Below are 11,937 nucleotides of genomic sequence, written 5' to 3' on the forward strand. Positions count from 1 at the left end.
ATTATCAGGTGAAAAGTTTTGCAGCTATAAGACGGTTTTTCTTTTCAGAGCCAGTCCGGTCAGGCTGGTTTATCTCCAGCGCCACAGAGACGCCTGGTGTGGTACACCGGTGCGAACTGTTCAGGCCTGTGCGTTCAGCTCTTACTAAGGTTAGCCATTAACGGCCAGGGTGAAATGGTCTGAGTGACTGAGAAAGTGAAAAAATTTGTCAATGGGGGAGGGGCGTTGATAAGAACCTGTGACTTAACCGCAATCATACCTCTCCCACACCGGGGAGAGGTATGGGTCTTAACGACGGATGGCGATAGCTTCGATTTCGATTTTGACATCTTTTGGCAGACGCGCCACTTCCACACAGGAACGGGCCGGGAAGCTGGCGTCATGTTCCGTAAAGAAGGCTTCATAGGCCGCATTTACGGTGGCGAAGTCGTTTAAATCCTTGACGAAAACCGTGGTCTTAACGATATCGCCCACTTTCAGCCCTGCGGCTTCCACAATGGCTTTAACATTGGCGAGCGACTGGCGAGCCTGAGCCGTCACGTCATCGGCCACGTTGCCAGTGACAGGATCGACCGGAATCTGACCAGAGGTGATAATCATGCTGCCCAGGTCAACACCCTGAACGTAGGGACCAATAGCAGCCGGGGCATTTTTCGTGCTGATTTCGCGGGACATAGTTTCTCCATGATAACGTGGGAATGAATGGGATGAGTAAATGCCGATTATGCCTGCAGAGGCAGGCTCTTATCCACCCCGAATCCGGCCCATTATAAGCCGCCCGGTCTTGATTACCAGTTCGCCAGCACCACATGGTGAGCAAACTCTTTCTCGCAGTATTTGCACTTTAAGTGCACGTCATCATTACGCTTTTTCACCGCAAAGCTGGAGTTTACCGGCTCGCTACGACTGATACAGTTGCTGTTCGGGCAGGTCAGCACGCGGTCAATATTATCCGGCAACGTGGGGGCGATTTTGCCGACCACATCGTAATTATCAATGCGATTAACCGTGGCGTGGGGAGCATATACCGCCAGCTGATTGATCTGATCGTCAGTCAGAAAGGTATTTTCGATCTTGATCAGATCTTTGCGTCCCATTTCGCCGGAGGGCAGATTCAGACCGATGGTAATACGTTGATCCGTCTCGGTCAGGCGAAACAGTGACAGCAGTTTAAAGCCGATTTGCGCCGGAATATGGTCAATTACCGTGCCGCGTTTAATCGCTTCCACCTGCAATTTATTATCGTGTGACATCATTCCTCCTTACAGAGCCAGTTCGCTGGACAGCACTAAAGCCAGCAGGGCCTGGCGTGCGTAGATACCGTTGCCCGCCTGCTGGAAATACCAGGCATGAGGGGTTTTATCAACGTCTGGCGTGATTTCATCAATACGCGGCAGTGGATGCAGCACCTTCATCTGCTCGCGGGCACCGGCCAGGTCGGCGGCACGCAGAATAAACTGCGCTTTAACATTGGCATATTCTGACGGGTCAAGACGCTCTTTCTGAACGCGGGTCATATACAGAATGTCTACCTGGGGGATCACCTCTTCAATGCTGTCGTGTCGGCTCCAGCTGATGCCTTTCTCATCCAGCATATCGGTGATGTAGGCGGGCATCGCCAGCGCATCTGGCGCAATAAACATAAAACGATTACCGTCAAACTTCGCCAGTGCCTGAGCCAGAGAGTGCACGGTACGGCCATATTTCAGATCGCCAACCATGGCGATGTTCAGATTGTTCAGACGCCCCTGGGTTTCCTGAATGGTAAACAGGTCGAGCAGGGTTTGGGTGGGATGCTGGTTGGCACCATCTCCGGCATTCAGAATCGGTACTCCTGCGGAGAATTCTGTCGCCAGCCTGGCAGCGCCTTCCTGCGGATGGCGCATGACAATGGCATCGACATAAGTACCGATAACAGAAATAGTGTCGGCCAGCGTTTCGCCTTTCTTACCCAGCGAGGTGTTGCTGCCGTCGGCAAAGCCCACGACGGAAGCACCAAGACGATGCATGGCGGTTTCGAAAGAGAGGCGGGTACGGGTTGAGGCTTCAAAGAAGCAGCTTGCCACCACGGTATGCTTCAGTAACTCCGGTCGTGGTCTGGCCTTCAGACTGGCAGCGGTGCGTAGCACCAGCTCCAGCTCTGCACGGTCAAGATCGTTAATCGAGATAATATGTTTCTTGTAGAGCGGGTTAGCCATCTTCTTTCTCCTCAGCCCCGTGACTGGTCAACGGACAAAAAAAGCCCCTCAACTGAGGGGCTTTTTTTTAAGATCGACGATACCAGGTAAGGAAAAACGGTGCTGCCCGCCGGTACAAAGGCGTGTCTGGGCAAGCATTTCAGCACTGTTTAACAACATAGTTCCTCCCGGCAAACGGGCGCAATTATACGCGCTTTAGCCCTGACTTCAAGGCGCAATCTCCTGCCAGCCAGAGGTAAAATGGCGTTCCTCTTCAGGGCTGGCGGGGTTCAACACGTTCAGAATCTGACGATGCAGCTGGCGGGTTAACTGATGGCAGCGTGGGGCAATCCAGACGCTGTTATTGGTTGCCACTATCCCCAGAATCTCCGCCAACTCGCTTTGCTCAATGACCCTCGCTACGGCGCGGGCATAGCCGGCAATAACCTGCACAATAACGAAGTGCTGGTTATAGTCAGCGCTGATGATCATCGCAGACAGCGGGCTGACGGCATCCGGTTTAACCTGTAGCACCGGATTGAGCATGTAGATTTTTTCTCCTCTGGCATCGGCGATTTTTATCACGTCAAGCAGCGTCAACAGCTTTGATACCGTTGACTGGCTGATATCACGGTAGCCGTGTTGGCGAAGCGCCTGCCTGATCTCCTGCTGACTGTGAAACCGGTGGTTGTCGATTAGCTGGCGGCACAGCGCCAGCTGCTGTTGTTCTTTCTCAAGTGTTGCCGTAGATTTTTTAACCATCGCTTTATACTACGCTGTGGTGGGTGGGGGATAAGGCCGTGGTCAGTAAATAAAGTTCGTCGAATGATGAGGTTATAACGCGGCCCCGGCACCAATCACCGCCAGCAACAGCACCAGCAGGATCAATAACAGCGGGGCTACCCACTTCACCCACCGTATGTAAGGCACCCGGGCAATGGCCAGCCCGCCCATCACCACCGCAGAGGTGGGGGTAATCAGATTTACCAGGCCGGAAGCTGACTGATAGGCGGTGACCACCAGGTCACGATTGAGGCTGGCAAAGTCGGCCAGCGGGGCGAGAATCGGCATGGTCAGTACCGCCAGGCCGGACGATGACGGCACCAGAAACGACAACACGCCCTCAAGCAGAAACACCACGCTGATAAAGCCCACGGAAGAGAGGCCAGAGACGATCTTTTCAGCAAAGTGCAGCACCGTATGGGTGATCATACCGTTATCCATTACCACCACGATGCCGCGCGCAATACCAATAATCAGCGCCACGCCCAGCAGATCCCTGGCACCTTCAATAAAGGTGCTGGTCAGCTCTTTTTCGCTCATCCGGGCAATCAGACCAATAACGATGGCTGCCACCAGAAACACGCCAGAAATCTGGGCCATCCACCATCCCTGCACGGCGACACCGTAGATCATAATGGCGAAGGCGATGGCAAACAGCAGCAGGATTGTTTTACGCAGCGGGGTGAACGCTGGCATTGCACCGTCAGCCTGGCCTCGCAGAAAAAAGGCGCGGTGTTCCTCATGCAAATCGGCCACGATCGAGCGGGCCGGAGAGTTACGCACGCGAATGGCATAGCGCATCACCCAACTGACGCAAATAAGCCAGCCGACCAGCAGAATGATCAACCTAAGCCCCGTACCGGCGGTAAAGGAGATCCCTGCGGCATTAGAGGCAATCACCGTGGCGAAGGGGTTGATTGTCGATCCCAGGGTGCCGATCCCGGCACCCAGCATCACCACGGCGGCGGCCACCACGGCATCGAAACCCGCAGCCAGCATCACCGGCACCATCAGTGAATAAAAAGGCAGTGACTCTTCCGTCATGCCATAAATGGTGCCGCCTGCGGCAAAAAGCGCCATCAGAATCGGGATCATCCACTCTTCTTTACCGCGCAGGCGCAGCATCACACGCCCGATACCCGCATCGATCGCCCCGGTTTTAGTGACTACTGCCAGAAAGCCGCCAATCACCAGAATGAACAGTGCAACATCAATCGCCCCGGCCTGGTTGGTCTGGTGGTTATAGAATCCATCACCCGGTGCCAGCACGATGGCTACCAGCCCTTGCGGCTGAGGCGGCGTTGGGTGCCAGGTTCCGGCAACGGGGACAGCCTGATTGAGCGCGGTATTCATCTCCATCTGGTACTGTCCGGCAGGAATAATCCACGTCAGCCCGGCGACCACCACAATCAGCACCAGCAAAATGGTATACGCCGAAGGAAAGCTGAATTTATGCATAACGTCTCGTCCTTTGTCGTTAACATGCCACCCACCAGTGCCGGGGGTGGCAGCCTCTTTTACACACCCAGGGTGGCGACCATCACTGCCTTAATGGTGTGCATACGGTTTTCTGCCTCATCAAAGACAATCGAATGCGGGGATTCGAACACCTCGTCGGTGACTTCAAGGCCTTTCAGCCCATAGGCTATTTCGATTTCACGTCCGGTCCGGGTGTGCTCGTTATGAAAGGCTGGCAGGCAATGCATAAATTTTACCTGGGGATTTTGCGTGGCTTTCAGCACCGCCTGGTTGACCTGATAGGGCTTCATCAGCGCCACACGCTCAGCCCAGGCGTCCTTGCTTTCTCCCATTGACACCCAGACATCGGTATAGAGGAAATCGACCCCGGCAACGCCTTCTTCCACATCCTCGGTCAGCACAATTCTGGCACCGCTCTCCTTCGCCAGTTGCCGACAACGGGCCACCAGTTCTTCATCAGGCCAGAAGGATTGGGGGGCCACCAGACGGATATCCATCCCCATTTTTGCCGCGCCAACCATCAGGGAGTTGCCCATGTTGTTGCGGGCATCGCCAAGGTAAGCAAAGGCTATCTGATGCAGTTGTTTACCGGGTGCGTGCTCCAGCATGGTCATCAGATCGGCGAGGATCTGCGTCGGATGGAATTCGTCGGTCAGTCCGTTCCACACCGGCACACCGGCAAAGGCGGCCAGCTCTTCCACGATTTGCTGACCAAAACCACGATACTCAATACCGTCGTACATTCTGCCTAACACGCGGGCGGTATCTTTCATTGACTCTTTATGACCAATCTGTGAACCGCTGGGGCCAAGGTAAGTCACCTGCGCACCCTGATCGAAGGCGGCGACTTCAAAGGCACAGCGGGTGCGGGTGGAGGTTTTCTCGAAGATCAGCGCAATGTTTTTGCCGACCAGCTTTTGCTGCTCGTTATCGCTGTATTTGGCTTTTTTCAGTGAGAAAGAGAGATCGAGCAGGTACTGGATCTCCTGCCGGGTAAAATCCAGCAGCTTCAGAAAATGACGGTTATGCAGTGAAACAGACATAGTGGTTCCTTTTTTTAATGCATTGAACTGCTGGTGATAAGCGTGCCTTTACGGCCACTCAGAATGTCGGTGGCATCGGCCAGAGAGCCAATACCGGCTCTCCCTGCGCATTGCGTGACAAATTCACAGGCTGCGGCGACTTTGGGTCCCATCGATCCGGCGTCAAACGTCATGCCCTGCAGGTCGGCCGGTGTGACCTGGCGCAGCGCACGACTGTCAGGTTTTCCCCAGTCGAGATAGACGGCATCCGCATCGGTGAGGATCAGCAGTGCGTCAGCGGAAAGCTGCGTCGCCAACAGCGCGGCGGAAAGATCCTTATCAATCACCGCCTCGACGCCACTGAATTGCCCCTGTGAGTTACCTGTTACGGGAATACCGCCACCACCGTTGCAGATAACCAGATGACCCCGTTCGGTCAGTGCCAGAATTGCCTGATCTTCTACGATCCTGACCGGCATGGGGGAGGGAACCACCCGACGGACAAACTCACCATCGGCTTTCATCGTCCACCCCTGTTCAGCGGCTACCTGCTGTGCCTGCTGCGGCGAGTAAACCGGGCCGATGTATTTGGTCGGATTACGAAATGCGGCATCGTTTGGGCTAATTTCGACCTGGGTAAGCAGCGTACTGATTTGCGCTCCCGGCAGATAATTGCGCAGCGCCTGTTGCAGCAGATAGCCGATCATCCCCTGGGTTTCTGCCACCAGAATGTCCAGTGGCCAGGGAGACGTCAGATCGCAACTGCTGTTCTGCACGGCCAGCAGACCGACCTGTGGCCCGTTGCCGTGCACCAGAACGATCCGCCATTCGGCAGTCAGGGTGGCAATTGCCCTGGCTGCCTGTTCAATATTCCGACGTTGGATATCCGCTTCCAGCGGTTCCCCGCGTTTCAGCAAGGCATTGCCCCCCAGCGCCACCACCAGTAATGGTTTGCTCATTGTTTATCCCTCTGTTTACAGTCCGTCGCGTTCCAGTGGACAGCTCATGCAGCGTGCTCCGCCGCGCCCTCTGCCCAGTTCGTTACCGGGGATGGCCAGCACGGTAACCCCTGCTTTGTCATATTTCTCATTGGTCCAGATATTGCGCTCATAGCCAATCACCACGCCCGGACGCACCGTCAGCACATTATTGGCATCGTTCCACTGTTCACGTTCGGCTTCAAAGCGGTCGCCGCCGGTGGTAATCAGCCGCAGATGATCGAGATTGAGTGCGTGCTCAATGGCCTGCATCACGCTGCTTTCCTCTTTACGGATCAGGCCGCCGTGCCCGTCGCTGGTGAGCGTCCAGCTGCGGGTGTTGCGGTCAATCACCTGCGGATAGACAGAGAAAATATCGTGGTCGAGTTGCGTCATTACCGTATCAAGGTGCATACAGGCGCGGTGTCTGGGCAACTCGATGGCGATGACCCTGCTGGCCTGCTGATGCTGAAACAGTGAGCGGGCCAGAAACTCAATACCGCAGGAGGTGGTGCGTTCCGACATGCCAATCATCACCGCGCCGTTGCCCAGCACCAGTACATCCCCGCCTTCCAGGGTCGCCTGCTGATAGTTGGTGGTTTCATCGTTGAAATAGTGAATGAAATCATCCTGCTGAAAAGCGGGATGCCAGCGGTAGATGGTCCGCAGATTGTTGGTTTCCCGCTGACGAGCGGTTTTCGCCATCGGGTTAATGGAGACGCCGTTATAAATCCAGCAGGAGGTGTCGCGGGTGAACAGATGATTGGGCAGCGGTGCCATAATGAAATCATCCGGCGCGTGCAGATCAATCGCCATATTGCTGAATGCCGGGGGGATTTCATCATAGGTCAGGCCGCCGGAAAGATAGTGGGCCAGCTGACTGTCAGCGACTCCCGCCAGCCAGCCACGGATATCGGCAGCAAAAGAGGGGCCAAGGGTATAATCAGAAACCTGTTGGTCGAGTAGCCAGCTTTTTGCCTCCGCGTTAGCCAGGGTTTCGGACAGCAAATCGGTTAACAACAAAACTTCAACGCCCTGCTGCCGTAGCGTTTGTGAAAATATGTCGTGCTCTTCCCCGGCCTTTTCTACCGATAACACATCGTCAAACAGCAGAGACTGGCAGTTGGAAGGCGTCAGCCTTTTCAGGCTTAAATGGGGCCGATGCAGTAACACTGAACGAAGCTGGCCTATTTCTGAGCCAACAAAATGTTTTTTCATATTGAATTACCTGCTTTAAGCATTAATCGCTCACCGTGACTCAATCTTTTGATTAAGAGCACGCCATTAGCATTGTGTTTGCGCAGGAATAATAATTTTCATCCGAATATTGAACGTGAAATATGTCACATAAAAAAACAGGGGTTTATTAAACCAACCCTGAATTGATGATGGTCATTGTTTTTATTATTTTCTTTTTAATTGAAGTGAATATTTAACTCGTTAAGATGATTTATTTTTCAAGATACTTTTCCGATGCTGACAATAAAAGAAAGTAATAATTATTATCCTGCTGTTTTATATTGCTTTTATGGCGGGCTTTGATTGATGGTTTTATCAGGGTGAATTTTTATTTCAGATTATTTTATAAAGCTAAGATATTTATTCTTTTGTCTGCTTTTTTGCCGGGTTTTATTTTCGTGATCAAACTGAGGTTTTTATTTTTTGTTTCTGTAAATCATGAAATTAAATAAGCGGGTTGAAAGGGGGTTGCTGAGGGTATGTATTAATGATGAATAACTATTTTTGATTTTTTTTGCCATCCGGATTAAAAACAGAATAATTATGAATCTCGCTGAAAAACGGCAGGTTTGCCGGTCAATATCCCTTCTACGGTCCGGCTGGCATCAGGCAACCGGACCGTTAGCATCAGAACTCTTTCTGACCGCCCAGCTCAATGACCCGATTAGGCGGGATCATAAACTGCTCATGTGCCCGCAGCGCGTTGTGCTGGAAGAAATGGAAAATTCCGCCCTTAAGCCGTGACAGGCCCCGGCGCTTTTTCATTACCAGCGTATCGTGAGAAGTGAAAAATGAGGCTTCATTCACCGTGCAACCAAATCCCTGTAGCCCACAAAGGTGGAGGATCTCCTGCATGGCAGGCACCTCATGCCAGCCGTAGGAGGCGGTCACCTGCCAGAAAGTTGGTGAGAGTTGTTGCAGAGCGATACGGTTCTGATTGTATTCCCTCGGTTTGTCGGTGGTGCGGATATGCAACAGGACGATGCGTTCGTGCATGACCCGATTGTGTTTCAGGTTATGCAACAGCGCCTGCGGGATCTCACTGACTTTTTTGGTCAGAAAAATAGCGGTGCCTTCCACCCGTTTTGGCGGCGAGGCTTCCAGTGAGTTAATCATTGCTCTGAGGCCTTCAGGATCGTCACTGAGACGGCGGATAAGCCGTGAGCGCTCACTGCTCCAGATCAACATCAGCACCAGCATCACCATTGCCAGCATCACCGGCACCCAGCCACCTGAAAGGAGTTTAATCAGGTTCGCACCGAACAGCGTGACATCGATAACCAGCATACAGAGCAGGAAAAGGAGCGCCACGGGCAGGGGCCACTTCCAGTTTCTGAACGCCACAATGCCGGTCAGGAATGCGGTCAGTACCATCGTTCCGGTGACCACAATGCCGTAAGCCGCAGAGAGCGCCGAGGAGCTTTCGAAAGCAAAAATGATCAGCGTGACGGCGACAAACAACAGCCAGTTAACCACCGGGATATAAATCTGGCCGGATTCGGTGGACGAGGTGTAAACGATGCGCATCGGCGGCAGAAAACCCTGCCGTATCGCCTGGTGGGTGAGGGTGTAAACGCCGGTGATAATCGACTGCGCGGCTATCACTGTTGCCAGCGTGGAGAGCACAATAAGCGGGATTTGCGCCCAGCCGGGTGCCAGCAGATAAAAGGGATTTTTAACCGCATCCGGCGTGGCGAGTACCAGGGCTCCCTGACCAAAATAATTCAGTATCAGCGAGGGCATGGCGATAACCAGCCACGCCATTCTGATGGGCGTTTTCCCCAGATGCCCCATGTCGGCGTACAGCGCTTCAGCTCCGGTAACGGCCAGCACGACCATCCCCAGCGCGGCAAAGGAGAGTGCTTTATGACTGAGCAGAAACTCCAGCGCAAAGGCCGGATTCAGCGCATGCAGCACGCCCGGATTCATCATGATCCCTCTTATCCCCAGTACCGCCAGCGTGACGAACCATACCAGCATCACCGGTCCGAAAACGCGGCTGACCCGCTCGGTGCCGTGCTTCTGAATAATGAACAGCAGCGCGAGAATAACCACGGAAAGTGGCACAATAAAGCGGTCCAGCGCCGGGGCGACCACTTCGATCCCCTCAATAGCGGACATCACCGAAATTGCCGGGGTGATCACGCCGTCGCCATAAAAGAAAGCGCCGCCGGTCAGTCCGGCCAGCACCACCAGATGGACGGCGCGCCCTTTGACGCTTTGACGCGCCAGCGACATCAGGGTCAGGATACCGCCTTCGCCATCGATATCAGCCCGCATCACAAAACAGACATACTTGACCGTAACGATCAGCGTCAGTCCCCAGAAAATCAGAGAAAGAAAGCCCATTATCGCCGTTTCTGTTACGCCACCGGCTGGCAGAATCGAAAGACACTCCTTCAGCGTATAGAGCGGACTGGTGCCAATGTCACCAAACACGATGCCCGCTGCGGCCAGCATGGCTACAGGAAGCGACTGTTTTTTTGAAGTCATAAGAGATGCGTTTTATCCGTGAGTTATCGTGAGCCAGAACAGCCCAAAAAAAACCAGCGCGGGCAGTACAGGGCATGCGTGTCTGTCGGTTTAAAGTTAATGCCAAATCGCAAGTCTGCAACATTTACCGTGCCAGTTACTTTCAGAACGATAACATTATTAAGCAGTTTTTTTACTTCCCCGCTTGATATTTTTACGCTTTTTTTATATCCGAAGCCGTTTAATGAACCGCGTCAGCAGTACCACTACAACCCGTTTCTCTGCATCCGGCAGGGAAGGCGTTATCAGGAAAAGGTTATGTCAGGTTTGATTCTGGTTTCTCATAATATGTCTCATCCCTCCACGCTTTCAGCCCTGTATAAAAGCATACTGAGCCGTCGTTATGGTTTGAGTTTATGGATTGGTTGGGATGGCAAAACCGCAGAGGTGTCATCTGATACGCCGCGAGAATTTACCTTCAGCAGTGGTCAGGATTATGACTCACTGACCTTTCCTCTCAGTCAGGCGGAATTGCAGGAGGGTTATATGAGTTATGTCCATAAAGGACTATGGCCCGTATTTCATCAGCGTCCGGACCTGGCACGCTTCAGCCAGCCTGGTCTGACACAATACCGAAAACTCAACGAAGCTTATGCCCTGGCGATAGCTGAATACGCCATGCCTGATGATGTTATCTGGGTGCAGGATTACCACCTGATCCCCTGCATTCAGCTTATTCGTCATGCCGGTCTGACTAACCGGACGGGATTTTTCTTTCATCAGCCATTTCCTGCCGGTCAGGGATTTGAAGCCATTCCGGACTGGCGCTGGCTGGCTGAGTCACTGCTGTGCTGCGATGTGATAGGTTTTCAGACCTTACAGGATATGAAAAATTTTCTACTGTGGGTCGAGAGCGAATTTCGTACCGAGCGGCTGGGCGCCACCTGTTTTCGTATCTTTGGCCGGATCATCACCACCGGCGTTTTTCCGGTGGGCATCGACCTGGACGATGTCGATTCACTCAGCCATACCGCTGGCTGCACGGTGACGGAGCAGGAGTGCCGGAAAACCCTGCCGGAAAATACCGTGCTCAGCGGAGGCCATCTTGATGACAGCGCCGGGCTTCCTTATCGCATCAGCGCGATGGAGGTCCTGCTGCGGCGACATCAGGAGTACGTGGGCAACATTATGCTGCTTCAGCTGGCCTCTCCGTCGGCGGGGTATTCTCATCGGGCTGCGGAAATGAGCCATGAGCTGGAAACGCTGTGCGGTGAGCTCAATGGGGTGAAAGGCACGCTGGACTGGTATCCGGTGAACTTTCTCACCCGACAGTACAGCCGCGAAGAACAGGCCGGTATCTATCGTGCTTCAAGGGTGGCGGTGGTGACGCCGTTAATCGCCGGGATGAGCCTGATGGCAAAAATGTATGTTGCGCTACAGGATCCGGCCAACCCGGGCGTGCTGATACTGTCGCAGTTTGCCGGGGCATCAGAGCATATGGACGGTGCCATTATCGTTAATCCTTACGATCCTGACGCCATTGCCGACGCGATTCACACCGCGCTGCATTTATCGCTCAGCGAACGTAAAAAAATGCATGCCCGGCTGATGGCAGGTATTAAGCGTTGGGACTGCCACTGGTGGGCTGCATCTTTTCTTACCGCCCTGGAGACTATTGAAAGCGAGGCGGCGGTGCCACTGAGCGGAGGAATGGCGCTCTCCTCCTGCTTTACGCACCGTATCAGATATTAGCCACCGCCCGTCACCTGCCGGGAAACCGGCAGGTCG

The 11,937-nt window shown here is 53.6% G+C and carries 10 protein-coding genes; 1 reads left to right on the forward strand and 9 read right to left on the reverse strand.

Features of this window, described 5'->3' with window-relative positions:
* Positions 1–288: 288 nt before the first annotated feature.
* The 9 genes from ridA to kup all read right to left on the reverse strand — a co-directional run bounded on the left by ridA (position 289) and on the right by kup (position 10,170).
* On the reverse strand, positions 289–675 hold the full coding sequence (ridA, locus tag AC3RPL_RS22245; RefSeq protein WP_261643880.1) for a 2-iminobutanoate/2-iminopropanoate deaminase: 387 nt from the start codon (positions 673–675) through the stop codon (positions 289–291).
* Between the two features lie 113 nt (positions 676–788).
* Positions 789–1,253: an aspartate carbamoyltransferase regulatory subunit gene (gene pyrI, locus AC3RPL_RS22250; RefSeq protein ID WP_034936808.1), complete on the reverse strand. Its 465-nt coding sequence runs from the start codon at positions 1,251–1,253 to the stop codon at positions 789–791.
* Positions 1,254–1,262: 9 nt separating this feature from the next.
* Positions 1,263–2,198 carry an aspartate carbamoyltransferase gene (gene pyrB / locus AC3RPL_RS22255; RefSeq protein ID WP_034936810.1) on the reverse strand — a complete coding sequence of 312 codons (936 nt, stop codon included), beginning with the start codon at positions 2,196–2,198 and terminating at the stop codon, positions 1,263–1,265.
* Positions 2,199–2,405: 207 nt separating this feature from the next.
* On the reverse strand, positions 2,406–2,939 hold the full coding sequence (locus AC3RPL_RS22260; protein ID WP_490741556.1) for an arginine repressor: 534 nt from the start codon (positions 2,937–2,939) through the stop codon (positions 2,406–2,408).
* A gap of 72 nt (positions 2,940–3,011) precedes the next feature.
* The gene (locus tag AC3RPL_RS22265) at positions 3,012–4,418 is read right to left on the reverse strand and encodes a YfcC family protein (protein WP_490741557.1); all 1,407 of its coding nucleotides are present in this window, start codon (positions 4,416–4,418) and stop codon (positions 3,012–3,014) included.
* Positions 4,419–4,477: 59 nt separating this feature from the next.
* Entirely contained in the window at positions 4,478–5,482 is a 1,005-nt protein-coding gene (gene argF, locus AC3RPL_RS22270) for an ornithine carbamoyltransferase (RefSeq protein WP_490741558.1), read from the reverse strand.
* A gap of 14 nt (positions 5,483–5,496) precedes the next feature.
* Positions 5,497–6,420, reverse strand: coding sequence for a carbamate kinase (gene arcC / locus AC3RPL_RS22275; protein WP_490741559.1), 924 nt, complete (start codon positions 6,418–6,420; stop codon positions 5,497–5,499).
* A gap of 15 nt (positions 6,421–6,435) precedes the next feature.
* Positions 6,436–7,656, reverse strand: a complete 1,221-nt coding sequence (gene arcA, locus AC3RPL_RS22280) for an arginine deiminase (RefSeq protein WP_490741560.1) — start codon at positions 7,654–7,656, stop codon at positions 6,436–6,438.
* Between the two features lie 648 nt (positions 7,657–8,304).
* Positions 8,305–10,170, reverse strand: coding sequence for a low affinity potassium transporter Kup (gene kup, locus AC3RPL_RS22285; protein ID WP_490741561.1), 1,866 nt, complete (start codon positions 10,168–10,170; stop codon positions 8,305–8,307).
* Positions 10,171–10,467: 297 nt separating this feature from the next.
* On the opposite strand from kup, the gene AC3RPL_RS22290 reads away from it, so the two are divergent.
* Positions 10,468–11,901 (forward strand): alpha,alpha-trehalose-phosphate synthase (UDP-forming), encoded by a 1,434-nt coding sequence (locus AC3RPL_RS22290; RefSeq protein ID WP_490741562.1) that lies wholly within the window; start codon positions 10,468–10,470, stop codon positions 11,899–11,901.
* Positions 11,902–11,937: the final 36 nt, after the last annotated feature.

The organism is Erwinia papayae, from assembly GCF_058241465.1.